The 16,147-nt window shown below is 50.2% G+C and carries 15 protein-coding genes; 6 read left to right on the top strand and 9 right to left on the bottom strand.

Annotated elements, in window-relative coordinates:
- Nucleotides 1-8: 8 nt before the first annotated feature.
- Nucleotides 9-1,274: a murein hydrolase activator EnvC gene (gene envC, locus SOM48_RS17210; RefSeq protein WP_054802705.1), complete on the top strand. Its 1,266-nt coding sequence runs from the start codon at nucleotides 9-11 to the stop codon at nucleotides 1,272-1,274.
- A gap of 2 nt (nucleotides 1,275-1,276) precedes the next feature.
- Nucleotides 1,277-2,206, top strand: a complete 930-nt coding sequence (locus SOM48_RS17205; RefSeq protein WP_320512616.1) for a divergent polysaccharide deacetylase family protein — start codon at nucleotides 1,277-1,279, stop codon at nucleotides 2,204-2,206.
- A 6-nt stretch (nucleotides 2,207-2,212) separates the two neighbouring features.
- Here the strand turns inward: SOM48_RS17205 and SOM48_RS17200 are convergent, their stop codons facing one another.
- From SOM48_RS17200 to kbl, 3 genes are all read right to left on the bottom strand, one after another.
- Nucleotides 2,213-3,247, bottom strand: coding sequence for a glycosyltransferase (locus SOM48_RS17200; protein WP_094418930.1), 1,035 nt, complete (start codon nucleotides 3,245-3,247; stop codon nucleotides 2,213-2,215).
- 287 nt (nucleotides 3,248-3,534) lie between these two features.
- Nucleotides 3,535-4,560, bottom strand: coding sequence for an L-threonine 3-dehydrogenase (tdh, locus tag SOM48_RS17195; RefSeq protein WP_320512614.1), 1,026 nt, complete (start codon nucleotides 4,558-4,560; stop codon nucleotides 3,535-3,537).
- Between the two features lie 9 nt (nucleotides 4,561-4,569).
- Complete coding sequence (gene kbl, locus SOM48_RS17190) at nucleotides 4,570-5,763, bottom strand: glycine C-acetyltransferase (RefSeq protein WP_042718685.1); 1,194 nt, start codon at nucleotides 5,761-5,763, stop codon at nucleotides 4,570-4,572.
- 214 nt (nucleotides 5,764-5,977) lie between these two features.
- On the opposite strand from kbl, the gene rfaD reads away from it, so the two are divergent.
- Genes rfaD through SOM48_RS17170 form a run of 4 tightly spaced genes read left to right on the top strand, consistent with a single transcriptional unit; the run spans nucleotide 5,978 to nucleotide 10,189 of the window.
- Entirely contained in the window at nucleotides 5,978-6,910 is a 933-nt protein-coding gene (rfaD, locus tag SOM48_RS17185; protein ID WP_076769324.1) for an ADP-glyceromanno-heptose 6-epimerase, read from the top strand.
- A gap of 2 nt (nucleotides 6,911-6,912) precedes the next feature.
- Complete coding sequence (rfaF, locus tag SOM48_RS17180; protein ID WP_042718688.1) at nucleotides 6,913-7,959, top strand: ADP-heptose--LPS heptosyltransferase RfaF; 1,047 nt, start codon at nucleotides 6,913-6,915, stop codon at nucleotides 7,957-7,959.
- Nucleotides 7,960-7,962: 3 nt separating this feature from the next.
- Entirely contained in the window at nucleotides 7,963-8,922 is a 960-nt protein-coding gene (gene rfaC / locus SOM48_RS17175; RefSeq protein WP_320512613.1) for a lipopolysaccharide heptosyltransferase RfaC, read from the top strand.
- A gap of 10 nt (nucleotides 8,923-8,932) precedes the next feature.
- On the top strand, nucleotides 8,933-10,189 hold the full coding sequence (locus tag SOM48_RS17170) for an O-antigen ligase family protein (RefSeq protein ID WP_320512612.1): 1,257 nt from the start codon (nucleotides 8,933-8,935) through the stop codon (nucleotides 10,187-10,189).
- A gap of 35 nt (nucleotides 10,190-10,224) precedes the next feature.
- Here the strand turns inward: SOM48_RS17170 and SOM48_RS17165 are convergent, their stop codons facing one another.
- From SOM48_RS17165 to waaB, 6 genes are all read right to left on the bottom strand, one after another.
- The gene (locus SOM48_RS17165) at nucleotides 10,225-11,307 is read right to left on the bottom strand and encodes a glycosyltransferase family 9 protein (RefSeq protein ID WP_320512611.1); all 1,083 of its coding nucleotides are present in this window, start codon (nucleotides 11,305-11,307) and stop codon (nucleotides 10,225-10,227) included.
- Nucleotides 11,308-11,333: 26 nt separating this feature from the next.
- Entirely contained in the window at nucleotides 11,334-12,191 is an 858-nt protein-coding gene (gene waaZ / locus SOM48_RS17160) for a 3-deoxy-D-manno-oct-2-ulosonate III transferase WaaZ (RefSeq protein WP_289744484.1), read from the bottom strand.
- Nucleotides 12,192-12,276: 85 nt separating this feature from the next.
- Nucleotides 12,277-12,975, bottom strand: a complete 699-nt coding sequence (gene rfaY, locus SOM48_RS17155; RefSeq protein ID WP_320512609.1) for a lipopolysaccharide core heptose(II) kinase RfaY — start codon at nucleotides 12,973-12,975, stop codon at nucleotides 12,277-12,279.
- 20 nt (nucleotides 12,976-12,995) lie between these two features.
- Nucleotides 12,996-14,018 carry a glycosyltransferase family 8 protein gene (locus tag SOM48_RS17150; RefSeq protein ID WP_319551235.1) on the bottom strand — a complete coding sequence of 341 codons (1,023 nt, stop codon included), beginning with the start codon at nucleotides 14,016-14,018 and terminating at the stop codon, nucleotides 12,996-12,998.
- Nucleotides 14,019-14,037: 19 nt separating this feature from the next.
- On the bottom strand, nucleotides 14,038-15,054 hold the full coding sequence (gene waaO / locus SOM48_RS17145; protein ID WP_054802710.1) for a lipopolysaccharide 3-alpha-galactosyltransferase: 1,017 nt from the start codon (nucleotides 15,052-15,054) through the stop codon (nucleotides 14,038-14,040).
- Nucleotides 15,051-16,145, bottom strand: coding sequence for a lipopolysaccharide 1,6-galactosyltransferase (waaB, locus tag SOM48_RS17140; protein ID WP_320512651.1), 1,095 nt, complete (start codon nucleotides 16,143-16,145; stop codon nucleotides 15,051-15,053). The genes waaO and waaB overlap by 4 nt, the downstream gene beginning before the upstream one ends.
- Nucleotides 16,146-16,147 lie beyond the last annotated feature (2 nt).

Raw genomic sequence — 16,147 nt, 5'->3', positions numbered from 1 at the left:
CGCTCCCCATGAGGGGAAAGGCGATTTTTTCAATTACATGGGTCGGGCTCCGACCTCTGCTCTGCGCCAGCGCACTCAGCGCTGGCGCTTTGCTGTGCGCCGTTCCCGCCCACGCGGATGACCGCGATCAGCTCAAATCCATCCAGGCCGATATCGCCGCCAAAGAGCGCGCGGTTCGCCAACAGCAGCAGCAGCGCGCAGGCCTGCTCGCGCAGTTGAAGGCGCAGGAGGAGGCCATCTCCGCTGCCGCCCGCCAGCTGCACGAAACCGAAAACACGCTGGCAGAACTCAATAAACAGATTGATGAGATGAACGCCTCCATCGCCAAACTGGAGCGTCAGCGCGCGTCGCAGGAGCGCAATCTTGCCGCGCAGCTCGATGCCGCGTTTCGCCAGGGCGAGCACAGCGGTATCCAGCTTCTGTTGAGCGGTGAAGAGAGCCAGCGCGGTCAGCGTTTGCAGGCTTACTTCGGTTATCTCAACCAGGCGCGCCAGGAGACCATCGCACAGCTCAAGCAGACGCGTGAAGAGGTCACCTCGCAGAAAGCCGAGCTGGAAGAGAAGCAGAGCCAGCAGCAGACCCTGCTCTATGAGCAGAAAGCGCAGCAGGCGAAGCTGGAGCAGGCACGAAACGAGCGTAAAAAGACCCTTGCCGGGCTTGAATCCTCAATTCAGGAAGGTCAGCAGCAGCTTAGCGAGATGCGCGCTAACGAATCACGTCTGCGCGATCGCCTTGCCCGCGCGGAAGCGGCAGCAAAAGCCCGCGCCGAGCGCGAAGCCCGTGAAGCGCAGGCGGTACGTGAGCGGCAGAGCGAGGCCAGCCGCAAAGGCACCACCTATAAGCCAACCGAGAGCGAACGCTCACTGATGTCCCGCACCGGCGGCTTAGGCTCGCCGGCAGGCCGCGCGATCTGGCCGGTTCGCGGCCCGTTGCTCCACCGTTATGGCGAACAGTTGCAGGGTGAGCTACGGTGGAAAGGGATTGTTATCGGTGCGTCTGAAGGCAGCGAAGTTAAAGCCATCGCCGACGGACGCGTGATCCTCGCCGACTGGCTGCAGGGCTATGGCCTGGTGGTTGTCGTTGAGCACGGCAAAGGTGATATGAGCCTTTATGGTTATAACCAAAGCGCCCTCGTCAGCGTCGGTGCGCAGGTGCGCGCAGGCCAGCCGATAGCTCTCGTTGGGAGCAGTGGTGGTCAGGGCCGGCCTTCACTCTATTTTGAAATTCGCCGTCAGGGCCAGGCGGTCAATCCACAGCCGTGGTTGGGAAGATAGGTTTGCTTCAACTTCGCCGCATCGTGATTACTCTTGCCAGCGTGCTGGCGCTCTCCTCGCCGGTGTTTGCCGGCAAACTGGCCATCGTTATCGACGATTTTGGCTACCGTCCCCAGACAGAAAACCAGGTGCTGGCAATGCCGCAGGCGGTCTCCGTCGCGGTGCTGCCAAACGCGACACATGCCCGCGACATGGCGACCAAAGCGCACAACAGCGGTCACGAAGTGCTAATCCATCTGCCGATGGCACCGCTCAGTAAACAGCCGCTGGAAAAAGACACCCTGCGCCCGGAGATGGGCAGCGCAGAGATTGAACGCATCATCAGTGACGCCGTGAATAAGGTGCCCTATGCCGTCGGGTTGAATAACCATATGGGCAGCGCCATGACCTCCAGCCTGTTCGGCATGCAGAAAGTGATGCAGGCGCTGGAGCGCTATAACCTCTATTTCCTCGACAGTATGACCATCGGCAATAGCCAGTCGATGCGCGCAGCCTCCGGCACCGGGGTGAAGGTGATTAAGCGCAAAGTGTTCCTCGATGATACGCAGAATGAGGGTGACATTCGCCGTCAGTTCGACCGTGCCGTCGCGCTGGCACGCCGGAATGGCTCGGCTATTGCTATTGGACACCCGCATCCGTCGACCGTACGCGTGTTGCAGCAGGCGCTGGCAAACTTACCCTCCGACATTACGCTGGTGCGACCGAGCGACCTGCTTCATGAGCCGCAGGTGGACAACTCAACGCCCGCCAAACCTGACGCGCAGCCGCAGCCGCCACGTAATCCGTTCCACGTTGCGAAAGTGTGTAAAGCGAAGCAGAAGCCAGAGCCGGTGAATGCCAGCCGCTTCTTTAGCGTGGTGGGAGAGAGCATCAGCGAAAGTACGCTGGTACAGTACTTCCAGCAGCAGTGGCAGGGCTGGGGCCGGAAGTAAGTAGCGTTAGTAGATTTTCACCGCTTTACGGGCAAGACGATGGTGTGACGTCGTCTTGTCCCGCCATTTGTACAGACGAAGTGACCACAGCAGCGCCTGATAAGCGAGTTTAGGGCTGCGGACATTAGTGACCAGACGTTTAAACATTCCTGATGCATATATTTCGGCAATCATGCGCTTGCGAATTATTTCATCCGGCTCTTTTCGCACGGCGTGGCATACGCGGAGTGCTTCATACGTAATTTGTTGGTGGAATTCGGGATATATCGTAATGCGGTCAGCGTAATCGCGATTCAATTTCTCCAGTAGGCGCGTAATTTTCATGTAATGACGCTGATAGGCGAGGTTTTTTAATCCCTGGCGCTTCAAACGGCTGACCGAACAGCCATGGAGAAAATATTTATATAACGATTGTTCGGTATAACGCACGCGTTTGGCGTTATACATAAATTCGGTGCTCCAGATAATATCCTGGTGATGCAGCCCGGGAATAAATTCAATACGATTTTGCTTAATTACATCGTGGCGATAAACGCCCATCCAGACCACGTGCGTCCAGCGGCGGCTTGCCAGCGCCACTCTTAACCAGTCAGGCCCGCTGAGTACGCCGGTAGAACGAATACGATCCAGCGGAATGGATTGCCAGGTGCTGCCGTTCTGCCGATCGCACCAGTCCGAGTTACACTGCGCGACATCCAGATCGTCTTCCAGCGCCATTTTCATCAGCGTTTCATACATTTGCGGATAGACAATATCATCGGCATCAACGAAAGCGATGTATTCACCTGTGGCATAGGTTAAGCCACGATTACGCGCCACCGAGGCACCGGCGTTACACTGGTGAATAAGCTGGATATGCGGGTACTTCTTTGCGTAACGCTCTGCTATTTCAGCAGAATTATCGGTCGAACCATCATTAACAATGATGATTTCAAGCGCTGTCCAGGTTTGCGCTAACAGGGATTCCATGCAAGGTACAAAGTCATCGCCCGCATTGTAGAGGGGGATAATAACGCTAAGCTTACCAGGGCTATTCATCATTAATTACCTGATTCATTGTCATTACAGTGACTATTTTTAAATTGTTTTAATTAAGAAAAAATTAAGGTCGGTCAGATTGAGTAGGTAAATTCTCAGACACAGCGGTTGCGATTAAGTTTCATCGCCGATGCGAACTAAGAATATTCAGAATAGTCGGGGGAGTTAAAGGACGTAATAAGAGTATTGCGTAATTGCGAAGAATTTATGACACTGACAAAAGTTTACATTTAATAATGTGTTTTGGGATTTATCGCAGAAAAAAGGGCCATTATCTGGCCCTTACTCTTTTAATCCCAGATCAGCACTACTTTACCGGACTGACCTGAACGCATCGCGTCAAATCCCTGCTGGAACTCATCAATTCCGAAGCGGTGGGTAATGATCGGTGAGAGGTCGAGACCGGACTGGATCAGCGCGGCCATTTTGTACCAGGTTTCGAACATCTCACGGCCATAAATCCCTTTGATAAACAGCCCCTTGAAGATGACTTTGTTCCAGTCGATCGACATCTCCGAAGGCGGAATACCGAGCATGGCAATGCGTCCGCCGTGGTTCATGGTATCGAGCATGGTGCGAAACGCCGCAGGCGCGCCGGACATCTCCAGACCTACGTCGAACCCTTCCGTCATCCCCAGTTCCGCCATCACCTCGGTGAGGTTCTCTTTGGCGACATTTACCGCGCGCGTAACGCCCATTTTGCGTGCCAGCTCAAGACGGTATTCGTTCACATCGGTGATCACCACATGGCGCGCGCCAACGTGCTTAGCGACCGCAGCCGCCATGATGCCGATAGGACCTGCACCGGAGACCAGCACATCTTCGCCCACCAGATCGAAGGAGAGTGCCGTATGGACTGCGTTACCGAACGGGTCGAAAATCGACGCCAGCTCGTCAGGGATATTGTCCGGGATTTTGAAGGCGTTGAAGGCCGGGATCACCAGATACTCCGCAAAACAGCCGGGACGATTGACGCCTACGCCGACGGTATTACGGCATAAATGGGTGCGGCCCGCGCGGCAGTTACGGCAGTGTCCGCAGGTGATATGCCCTTCGCCGGAGACGCGATCGCCGATCTTAAAGCCTTTCACTTCCTGACCGATGCCAACTACTTCACCTACGTATTCATGACCGACCACCATCGGTACCGGAATGGTTTTTTGCGACCACTCATCCCAGTTGTAGATATGCACGTCGGTGCCGCAAATCGCGGTTTTGCGGATCTTAATCAGTAGATCGTTGTGCCCAACTTCCGGTTCCGGCACATCGGTCATCCAGATGCCCTCTTCCGCTTTCAGTTTGGATAACGCTTTCATTTCACGTCCTCAGATCACACCCAGTTGTTTACCAATGCGGGTAAAGGCTGCTACCGCGCGTTCAATTTGTTCTGGCGTATGGGCCGCCGACATCTGTGTACGAATACGCGCCTGGCCTTTCGGCACCACCGGGAAGAAGAAGCCCGTGACGTAAATGCCCTCTTTTTGCAGCTCGCGGGCAAAGTTTTGCGCCACCACGGCATCGCCCAGCATCACCGGGATAATGGCGTGATCGGCACCCGCCAGCGTAAAGCCTGCAGCGCTCATCTGTTCGCGGAACAGGCGGGCGTTAGCCCACAGGCGATCGCGCAACTCACCGCCGGACTCCAGCATCTCCAGCACTTTGATCGAGGCGCTAACAATGGCAGGCGCCAGCGAGTTGGAGAAGAGATAGGGGCGCGAACGCTGACGCAGCCACTCCACCACCTCTTTACGCGCAGCGGTATAACCGCCCGATGCGCCGCCGAGGGCTTTGCCAAGCGTCCCGGTAATGATGTCGACCCGGCCCATCACCTCACAGTATTCGTGTGTTCCGCGGCCGTTGGCACCGACAAAACCGACGGCGTGGGAATCATCAACCATCACCAGTGCATCATATTTATCCGCCAGGTCGCAGACGCCCTGCAGGTTGGCGATCACGCCATCCATTGAGAAGACGCCATCGGTGGCGATCAGCACGTGGCGGGCACCCGCTTCGCGCGCTTCTTGCAGGCGAGCTTCCAGTTCCTGCATGTCATTGTTCGCGTAGCGGTAACGCTTCGCTTTACACAGACGCACGCCGTCAATGATTGATGCGTGGTTGAGGGCATCCGAAATAATGGCATCTTCCGCGCCGAGCAGCGTTTCGAACAGCCCGCCGTTCGCATCGAAGCAGGAGGAGTAAAGGATGGAGTCTTCCATGCCGAGGAAATCGGCCAGCTTCTTCTCCAGCGCTTTGTGGCTATCCTGCGTACCGCAGATAAAGCGCACCGAGGCCATGCCGAAACCGTGGCTATCCATACCGGCTTTCGCGGCGGCGATCAGCTCCGGGTGGTTGGCAAGGCCAAGGTAGTTGTTGGCGCAGAAGTTGATGACGTGGCTACCATTCGCCACGGTGATATCAGCCTGCTGCGCTGACGTGATAATGCGTTCCTCTTTGAACAACCCTTCCGCACGTGCGGTTTGCAGATCGTTCGTTAACTGTTGATAAAAATCCCCACGCATCGCAATTCTCCAGACTGGGCAAATTTCGGCACATATTACCCAAAGCTATACGTTGATACGAGATGACGCTTCACTGCTTATCCGTTTTGCAGCATAAATCACGCATAGCCCTCCCCTTTCCCGGGGAATGGCTGAAGGGGCAGCAATGTGATGGTATGATAAAGTTATTCGTGTCTGAGATTGTCTCAACGCTTCATTTTGCAAAGGTACAGTTATGATCATCGTCACTGGCGGCGCGGGTTTTATCGGCAGCAATATCGTTAAAGCCCTGAATGACAAAGGCATCACCGATATCCTGGTGGTGGACAACCTGAAAGACGGCACTAAGTTTGTCAATCTGGTCGACTTGCATATCGCCGACTATATGGATAAAGAGGATTTTCTGATCCAGATTATGTCTGGCGAAGAGTTCGGCGAGATTGAAGCGGTGTTCCATGAAGGTGCGTGCTCCTCCACCACCGAGTGGGATGGCAAGTACATGATGGAGAACAACTATCAGTACTCCAAAGAGCTGCTGCACTACTGCCTGGAGCGCGAAATCCCCTTCCTGTATGCCTCATCCGCAGCCACTTACGGCGGCCGCACTTCTGACTTTATTGAATCGCGCGAATATGAAAAGCCGCTTAACGTCTACGGCTACTCGAAAATGCTGTTCGACGAGTATGTGCGCAGCATTCTGCCGGAAGCGAACTCGCCGATTGTCGGCTTCCGCTATTTCAACGTCTATGGCCCGCGTGAAGGGCACAAAGGCAGCATGGCGAGCGTCGCTTTCCATCTCAACACGCAGCTGAACAATGGCGAGAGCCCGAAACTGTTCGAAGGCAGCGACAACTTTAAACGCGATTTCGTCTACGTGGGCGATGTGGCGGCGGTCAATCTGTGGTTCTGGGAAAACGGTGTCTCCGGCATCTTTAACCTCGGCACCGGTCGTGCGGAGTCCTTCCAGGCCGTGGCGGATGCTACCCTCGCCTTCCATAAAAAAGGCAGCATTGAGTACATCCCGTTCCCGGACAAGCTGAAAGGCCGTTATCAGGCGTTTACGCAGGCCGATCTCACCAACCTGCGCGCGGCGGGCTACGACAAGCCGTTTAAAACCGTGGCTGAAGGCGTGAGCGAATATATGGCCTGGCTGAACCGCGACGCGTAAGTATGAAAATTCTGGTCATTGGACCCTCCTGGGTAGGCGACATGATGATGTCGCAGAGCCTCTACCGCACGCTGAAGGCGCGCTTTCCCCAGGCGATAATCGATGTGATGGCACCCGCGTGGTGCCGTCCGCTTTTATCGCGCATGCCGGAAGTTAACGAGGCGATCCCGATGCCGCTCGGCCACGGCGCGCTGGAGATTGGCGCACGCCGTAAGCTGGGGCACAGCCTGCGCGAACGACGTTACGATCGCGCCTATGTGCTGCCGAACTCCTTTAAATCTGCGCTGGTGCCCTTCTTTGCTGGCATTCCGCACCGTACCGGCTGGCGCGGTGAAATGCGCTATGGCGTGCTTAACGATGCGCGGGTGCTGGATAAGCAAGCCTGGCCGCTGATGGTCGAGCGCTATGTTGCGCTGGCCTATGACAAAGGCGTAATGGGCTCGGCGAAAGATCTGCCGCAGCCCCTGCTGTGGCCGCAGTTGCAGGTCAATGAGAGCGAGAAGCTACAGGTTTGCGCCACCTTCGACCTCGCGGCTGAACGCCCGATGATCGGTTTTTGCCCCGGCGCCGAGTTTGGCCCGGCAAAGCGCTGGCCGCACTATCACTACGCTGAGCTGGCGAAGCAGCTTATTGATGAAGGCTATCAGGTGCTGCTGTTCGGTTCAGCAAAAGATCACGACGCGGGTAATCAGATTCTGACCGCGCTGAGCATTGAGCAACAGGCGTGGTGCCGCAATCTGGCGGGAGAGACGCAGCTGGAGCAGGCCGTGGTGCTGATTGCCGCCTGTAAAGCGGTGGTGAGCAATGATTCAGGTTTGATGCACGTTGCCGCCGCGCTCGATCGCCCGCTGGTTGCGCTCTATGGCCCCAGCAGCCCCGATTTCACGCCGCCGCTCTCCCACAAGGCGCGCGTGATCCGCTTAATCACCGGCTACCACAAGGTACGCAAAGGCGATGCCGCAGAAGGGTATCACCAGAGCCTGATCGATATTACGCCGCAGCGCGTGCTGGATGAGTTGAATGGTTTGTTGCTGGCAGCAGAAGGATAAGCGATGCGGGTCTTGATTGTGAAAACCTCGTCAATGGGCGATGTGCTGCACACGCTACCTGCGCTGACCGATGCCGCGCAGGCCATTCCGGGGATCCGTTTTGATTGGGTAGTGGAAGAGGGATTTGCCCAGATTCCTTCATGGCACCCAGCGGTCGACCGGGTTATCCCGGTGGCGATCCGCCGCTGGCGCAAAGCGTGGTTTTCCGCGCCTGTTACGGCAGAGCGCCAGGCTTTTCGCAACGCGGTGAAGGAGAAGCAGTACGACGCCATTATCGACGCGCAGGGTCTGGTAAAGAGCGCCGCGCTGGTCACCCGGCTGGCGCATGGTGTGAAACATGGGATGGACTGGCACTCCGCACGCGAGCCGCTGGCAAGCCTGTTCTATAAACGCCGTCACGCCATTGCGAAACAGCAACACGCCGTTGAGCGGACGCGCGAACTCTTTGCGAAGAGTCTGGGCTATGCCAAACCGCAGGCGCAGGGTGACTACGCCATTGCGCAGCATTTCACCTCCAGCGCTGCGCCAGCTTCCTCCTATGCCGTCTTTTTACATGCCACCACGCGAGATGATAAACATTGGCCGGAGAGTCACTGGCGCACATTGATTGGCCTGCTTAAAGGAAGCGGTTTGCAGATAAAGCTCCCATGGGGAGCCCCTCATGAAGAGGCGCGTGCGAAGCGGTTAGCGGAAGGGTTTGATTACGTTGATGTGCTGCCGAAGATGAGTCTTGAGAAGGTCGCGCAGACACTGGCTGGCGCGAAATTCGTGGTATCGGTGGATACGGGCCTTAGTCATTTGACGGCGGCGCTGGATCGACCAAATATCACGTTATATGGCCCAACCGATCCTGGGCTTATTGGCGGGTATGGAAAAAACCAGCATATATGCCGCGCGAGTAATGGCGACTTAGCCCATCTCAGCGCAGATACCGTTTTTAATGAAATAGCCTGTTTAGCATAAAGGAAAGTGAATGCCAGTCTCTATGAATGCGCAAACCTGGAAGGGGCGAACTGAAAAAGCCGCCTTTATTATGGAGTATGGTACGTTTATTTTTAGCGCCGTTACGCTTCTGGTAGCGATGGTAAATAATAATTTGAGCATGAAGTTATTTAATATCTGCGGCATTCTCGCGTTATTAACACTCATTATTAAAGGAAGATCATCGAATCTAACCTGGAAAAGTTTCGCCCTTCCCGCATCCATCCTGTTTATTGGCATTATCGATCTTATCTGGTACAAGCTTTTTAAAGTTAATAACTCGCCCTTTCAGGCGACGTACCATAACTACATCAATACCGTGCGGGTCTTTATTTTCGGCTTCTTCATGGTATTGCTGGCCGCAACGACAAAAGTTAAGTACAAAAGCAGCGCGCTGCTTTATCTTCTCTATTCCGTTTCGTTTATTATCCTGGGCTATGCTCTGTTTCAGAAATTCTCTATCGGCCTGGACAGGATCGATTTTGGTATTGGCACGTCGACGGGTGCGGCTTACTCCATCATGCTGGTCGGGTTGATCAGCGCGGTAGCAATTCTGTATACGCCTAAAAGTCATCCGCTTTTATTTGTGTTGAACACGGTGATGGTTTTTGCTGCTCTGGTGATGACACAGACCCGCTCATCCATTTTGATTTTCCCTGTTATCTGCTGCATCACTATCGTTACCTATTACCTGAAGAACCCTAAAAAGCTTTTCCTTGGCGTATGTGGGTTTATGGCGCTGTTGATTGTTCTTGGTCTTGTCTTCAGCCAGTCCATTGCTAAACGATATGATGCCGCTGTAAATGACATCAATTTATATCAACAAGGGAAGGGTAATACCTCGCTTGGGGCTCGCTTTGCAATGTACGAGGCCGGTTTGATGATATTCAAAGATGCTCCATTAAGCTGGAGGTCTGCCGATGAGCGTTCGTATGAGGTAAGTGAACTTATCAAGCAGGATAAGACGTTGAGCCCTGTAAGATTATTCACAAATATTCACTTACACAATGAAATCATTGAAAGTGCCTCACTGAAAGGGATAGTCGGTATATTTTCGATTATCGCCTTTTACGCCGCATTGATGTTTTCCGTTTACTATTATCGATCGTTGGGATTATTTGCTTTTTCACTGGCGATAATAGGCACGGGCCTAAGCGATGTCATTCTATGGGCGAGAAGTATACCTATTATTATTGTCTGTGGGCTGACACTTTTATTGCTTTTCAATAAACAGCGCAGCGAACATTAAAATCTCGTAAAAATGGCCACTTAAAGTGGCCATTTTTATTGCTTGCTATCCATTTCAGCGGCCAACAACATTTCCAGCCCGTGAACTAACAAGCGTTCATCAATATCACTAACGAAAGGTGTCGGCGAAATAATTTGCTGCGCGGAAGGGCTATTCGGCGCCCAAATCAGCGGCGACGGATACTCAACGGTGCGTGCCTGAGGGTAGAGCGCCAGCATTGGCCGGTTAAAAGCAGAAGCGATATGCACCAGCGCAGTATCGACGGAGACAACGTATTTGCTGAGCTTCGTTAAGGCTACGGTATAGATAAAATCAGGATAGGGCAGCGTTTCAATATTGCTTACAGGGATGGACGATAAGTCATCCGGATGACCAGTATAGATAATTCTCAGACCGGGATGGTGCTGTGTGAACCAACTGTGGATAAGCATCATCTGTTCAGATGAAAGTCGGCAAATCTTCTTGGCACCCAGTGGATTGATAACAACAACGTCAGACGATCCTACCAACGCGCTTACCGCCTCTTCGACATCTGCCGGAATAGCGATATCGTAGCGATAATCATCGTCTGCATCGCGGCCGAAAAGATGCCGCACAATGACGTTTGTGCGCGAAGACATATGCTCGTTTAACTGCTCGTCATGGGGGTTGTAGCGCGAATAGTAGCGCTTGTACCATTTATCAAATCCCAGCACGTACGAATCCCGAAAACCCGAGAGCAGCAGCGCATGACCAAAGCAGGGAAACGTTTCAAAGGGATCGAGAACAACATCGAACTGCCGCTCTCGTAAGTGGCGGCGTAGTTTAAGCGTTTCCGTCAGGCTGTTAGTTTTTTTTATGAACAGCTGCTTGATATGTGGGTGCGCTTTAAGAAAAGCGTGCCCCGTGCCGCAGGAGAGTATCGATAACGTGATACCTTTTTTAGCCAGTATTCTGTAAAGCGCGCTGAGAACAATCAGGTCGCCAATCTTACTGTTATCATGAATTAACAAGCAGCTTTTTATGCTATTGCCATCAATATCAGCTCCTCTTCTGTTTTTAAGGAACAAAGAGAGAAAATTGATTTTTACTTTATTGATTAAATGCTTTTTCTTCTTGTGGAAAGTTCCAAGGCGCATTTTTCTTACCAAAAAGATGTCAGTCACTAGTTAGCAAAGGTGTTTGCTTTGCGTTCGAAATCAATTTTTTCATGCAACTCGAGACTGTTAGTATGGTGTTTTTTTTCAAGTTCATCGGGTTGAATGAAAGGAATGATGTCGTAACTAATAGCAGTATCATCCGAAAGATTAAAGATATTAATATCGGGAATGTTAGCTCGCATAAAAATAAAGAAAGGTAAAATCTTAGGTAAATCTTTACTTAATTCAGATGGCATCGGATTATTGCTTTCATCATAAAAGCGGCGGCAGGTGTTGGTCAGATCCAGGCCTGAGCAAATAATTGCACTGTATTGTAGCGAATAGGCAATTTGAATCGCGGTGTAAGCCACCGTATGGCATGAGCAGTAGCCAAGAGCAATATCTTTGCTGAAGCCAACAAGACGCCCTTTCTTGGACCATGGGATATTAATGAGTAAATTTTTATGCAGGCGGCTTTTTATGAGGAATTTTACCTTCTTAACCGCCCCACCTTTTTCCCGTTTGTAGAAGGCGCGCAGTATCAGGCAATTTTCGCGCAGATAACGCTTATCCTCTTCCGTTGCAGCCTCGTAAACATCTGCATTCACGATGGTAAAACGACTGCTGCGGCTGAATTTATAAAAATCATCACGTCGCTGCAGCAAAAAGCGGGCGTCCGTTAAAACGTAAATCAACGGAGTAATATCATTCTCTATTAAATACGCCGCCGATCCGTTGACCGCGATGATATCCCGACTCTGAAGAATCGAAAGAGGCGTCTTCTTTGACGTGGGCCCAGAGAGAAAGATAACAATGTCATCTGAAGACTTGTGTCTTTTCAACCGTTCAACACATGCATGTGTAATATATTTAATATTTTTCATAATAAACCTGTTGGGATTAATACATATTACCGTTTCAGACTAACAATATGCTTATCTTTAGTAATGCAGGCCAACCATATAATTTTCAGCGAACTGGCTTACCTTTTAGACGACGAATAAAATTACGTACCTTTTTCTTATAAATAAACTGGTAGTAACCTACATCCTTCACGCTATTAACAATACCGTAATGTCGTTCCAGGTCGATGCGATCTTTCGCTTTTCGTATCCGGGATGGTGACTTACCTGACAAATCGATAATCCTGACTTCACCGTTTTGAATAATAAAATTGCCTTTATGCGGATCTCCTGAAACCATACCATTTTGATGCAACTCATCTATCGATATTTTTATTTTCTGTTTGAGCTCATCATCAATAGAAGTAATGTCTGCTAACTCAATGCCATCAATATATTCAATTAACATAATATAGGAGTGGGCAAAGCGAAAAGTTTTCTTAGCCGCCAGCAGATAAAAATCATTTATTGCACCAGCACCATTTTTCCTGATGCGTTCCGTCTGATGGAACAAGGCTTCATAGTAATCGCCCTTGAAAATAGACTTGAGAAAACGCTCCGTTTTTTTCTGCTTAGGTGCGAAGACTTTTAAAATATACTTTCCATATTCCGTATTGATTAACACGACTTTTGTATCATCAATACTGCGAAAAACCTTTATCACATCGAGATTATAATCCATGAAATCTTTAAAGATTTTCAGGTATTTTTCAACACCAGTTTTGGTGAAAACAACATAATCCCCAACTTGATATTTGTCACTCATAAATTAGACCAGCTATTATATTATTTTGAATGTAAAGAATATTTTCTCAGAAGATATAAAAAACCTGCTTTGATACCTGCCATATATTTATGCTGCACCAGAAGATGTTTGTATCGCTTCTTAAACTCAATAAATGTCCTTGCGTCACGCGGCGGTTGATCTTTCCAGGGTGACGCAGCTAATGCAGTCTGGTAATAAACGGTAGATGGATACGTCGCCCATTTATGCCAGGGTTTTGTGGCCCCCGTATAATGTATTAATACGGTTTCATCTGAAATAATATTCTTGTAGTTTTGGTGAGTACGATCTTTTAACTCACTTTTGATGGTATAGATTGTATTAAACTTCCCGGGCAGAAAATAGACTTTGTCTTTTAGTAATACATTAAGCACATCCTGATCCGGGTACTTAAATTGTATGCCGCGGTTATTTTTACCAAGGAGAATCGAGAATGCCTGATTAGTGAGATCGTTTTTCACCCACTCTTTAAGATTGGCAAACACTACGCCAGAGTTAAAATAATTGTTGCGGATATCAGGATCTTTTAATCTTTCGATGGCTTTATTTTGCATCGAATCAACATCCCTGACCACTGCGGCAGCAACGTTTTCAAGATTACACGCAGCCAGTTCATCAAGCTTACCTTTACAAAAGACGTCGGCGTCGAGATAGAGCAATTTATCGAAGCTATCGCTAAAGTACTCGAAGGCAAATAACCTGAAATACATGGCACGCGACCATATTTTAGTGCTCGGAAGATCGCTAAGGCATTCAGCATTAATCAAGTATAAGCTAATCTTGATTGCATACTTCTCAGCCAGAAGGGCAATTCTCGTCAAGAAACAGTCATCATACTCATCGGAAATGATGTGATAACTAGTGTTGATGTTGTTATTAATTACAATCGACGTTATTGATACGCCAACCCAATCAAGATAGTTGCGATCAATTCCATAGGCGATGTTTAGAGCGTTGGTTGTTTTCTCTTTGCTATGATCAAAAACTTCGAATTCAGAAATTTTAATACCTGGAAATGAGTCCACTGCATCACCTATGTATTTTTTAGTTTGCGATTTTCTTTTGAAAATAGAACAAATAACTAATCAACCCTTTAACGAACTTCTTCTGATGGAGCATGTGTTTGGCACAATATCGATACTGATTTGCATTAGTTGGCTTCAGTAAGCGATCGTTTTTCCACGGCGACTCTCTTTTAGCCCGTAGAAAACCTTGAGAAACAGGGTAATCTGACCAATCATGCCATGGTTTTGTTGGCCCAATATAATGGATAAATACCGTACTTTCGTTTACCGGATTTACTACACCCGTTTTTAATTCATAATTAATGCTGTACTGAGTATTGAATTTTTTATCAATAAACTTGGCTTTATCCACCAGCAGCATATTTAACACATCTTGATCGAGATGCGTAATTTTGCCAGCCACAACCGGATCGCGTAACATTTCAATCGCATTCCGCGAGATATCATTCGCTGTCCAGCACGGAATATTAATCAGCAAGAAACCGGCATTGAAATAGCCATTAACTAACCCAGGTGAGTCCAGGCTTACTGCTCGCTTTTGCCACCAGGTGATATCACCTTCCGCGACCACTGCGGCGATCTCATGCTCGCTAAACTCAAGATCGATCAGCTCCTGGACGCTACCCTGGCAGGCGATATCCGCATCGAGATAGAGCACGCGGTCGGCTTTTTCCGTAAAATAATCGGCAATAATGAAGCGGAAATAGGTCGCATATGTCCAGTTTTTGGTGCTGGGAAGCGATTTTAATTTATCGCAGTTGACCAGATAAACCGTGATTCTTGACTGGTACTGCTCTGCGAGCGAAGAGAACTTTTTGTTATCTTCTTCGGTTATATAATCGGTAAAGACATGGAAGGATAAACGCTTATCTTTGTTATTTAAAAGAATTGACGCTATCGAAATCCCACATCCATAAAGAAAGTTTTTATCGATGCCGTAGGCGATATTAAACGTACTGATGTCAGCATCAGACAGATGGTTGTAATCCTTTATCGAAAGAATCACTTCTTTCTCATCAAAATAAGTTTGGCTCATTTAATGCTCGTTGTCAGTGCAGCGAGGACAGAGCGAATCGCCTCTCGCATATTTCGATTATATGTTTCGCTGTAAAACTTGTTGATTGACTGCTTAATCGTATCCGGCTGGAACGAGGTGCGACGATCAACGACCTGCTGTAGCAATGTCACAAACTCAGCCATTTCGCCCGGCGGGTAGAGGTAACCATTCACGCCCTCGCGAATAATATCTTCCGGGCCGGCCACACAGTTTGCACTGATACAGGGAATACCCCACGCCATCGCTTCCAGCAGCACCATGCCGAAGCCTTCAAAGGATGAAGTCAGCAGCAGTGCAGATACTTTTTTGATTTTGTCCCTGACCACGTCCCAGGGCTGGGCCTGCCAGCCATGCCAGGTGATGTTGCGGTCGATATTGAGTTTACGCGCGTAGGCCTTGCACTTTTCAAAATCGGAGCCATCGCCAATCGCATGCAGATGCCAGTCGCCCTTGACCTGCGCGAGGCCATCAAGCAGATCTTTAACCCGTTTCTGCCCTTCAAACTTCATCCTGCCGACGTATAAGAAGGTCGTGGTCTCGTCCGCATTCGGGGCGGGGATCGTATCAGCCTGCGGTTCAACCGGGTTATAGATGACGTGGATTGCCTCCGGCACAATATCCCGCGCCTCCATCTGCCTTTTGATGCCGCTGCTTATCGCGAGGTGGTAATCAGCCCAGGCTACACAGTCACCGTGCTTTTTATGATCCAGCGAGAAATGCGGCCAGGACAATACGGTAAAACGATGTTTGCATTTCCGCTGGGCTCTGCTTGCCAGAAAGCAGGAGGGCGTATCAATGCAGATAACGAGGTCGGGCTTATGCTCATCTACCCAACGCTTGAAATTGCGAATATGTATCGCGCGCCTGAGAAAGCTGAGTTTACTGTTCGAGAAGGAGTAAGCGGCGTTAATCCCTGCCAGCCACCCTTTATCCATTTTGTCGTTACGGCAAAAAAAGAACATCTCGCACTTCGCGAAGGCATCTTGCTGAAACGAATGAATGACGGCTTTGATGACCGTTTCCATACCACCAAAACCCGATACGGCTTCACCAACAAATGCAATTTTCATTG

This window comes from Kosakonia sp. CFBP8986 (genome assembly GCF_034044935.1).
Taxonomy (GTDB): domain Bacteria; phylum Pseudomonadota; class Gammaproteobacteria; order Enterobacterales; family Enterobacteriaceae; genus Kosakonia; species Kosakonia cowanii.
Note: the sequence above shows the minus strand (reverse complement) of the source record. Positions and strands in the feature narration are given on the sequence as shown.

Excerpts from the sequence above, each read along its gene's own strand:
- envC (WP_054802705.1), top strand. The coding sequence starts at position 9 with ATGAGGGGAAAGGCGATTTTTTCAATTACATGGGTCGGGCTCCGACCT.
- SOM48_RS17200 (WP_094418930.1), bottom strand. The coding sequence starts at position 3,247 with ATGATGAATAGCCCTGGTAAGCTTAGCGTTATTATCCCCCTCTACAAT.
- tdh (WP_320512614.1), bottom strand. The coding sequence starts at position 4,560 with ATGAAAGCGTTATCCAAACTGAAAGCGGAAGAGGGCATCTGGATGACC.
- kbl (WP_042718685.1), bottom strand. The coding sequence starts at position 5,763 with ATGCGTGGGGATTTTTATCAACAGTTAACGAACGATCTGCAAACCGCA.
- rfaD (WP_076769324.1), top strand. The coding sequence starts at position 5,978 with ATGATCATCGTCACTGGCGGCGCGGGTTTTATCGGCAGCAATATCGTT.
- rfaF (WP_042718688.1), top strand. The coding sequence starts at position 6,913 with ATGAAAATTCTGGTCATTGGACCCTCCTGGGTAGGCGACATGATGATG.
- rfaC (WP_320512613.1), top strand. The coding sequence starts at position 7,963 with ATGCGGGTCTTGATTGTGAAAACCTCGTCAATGGGCGATGTGCTGCAC.
- SOM48_RS17170 (WP_320512612.1), top strand. The coding sequence starts at position 8,933 with ATGCCAGTCTCTATGAATGCGCAAACCTGGAAGGGGCGAACTGAAAAA.
- SOM48_RS17165 (WP_320512611.1), bottom strand. The coding sequence starts at position 11,307 with ATGCGCCTTGGAACTTTCCACAAGAAGAAAAAGCATTTAATCAATAAA.
- waaZ (WP_289744484.1), bottom strand. The coding sequence starts at position 12,191 with ATGAAAAATATTAAATATATTACACATGCATGTGTTGAACGGTTGAAA.
- rfaY (WP_320512609.1), bottom strand. The coding sequence starts at position 12,975 with ATGAGTGACAAATATCAAGTTGGGGATTATGTTGTTTTCACCAAAACT.
- waaO (WP_054802710.1), bottom strand. The coding sequence starts at position 15,054 with ATGAGCCAAACTTATTTTGATGAGAAAGAAGTGATTCTTTCGATAAAG.
- waaB (WP_320512651.1), bottom strand. The coding sequence starts at position 16,145 with ATGAAAATTGCATTTGTTGGTGAAGCCGTATCGGGTTTTGGTGGTATG.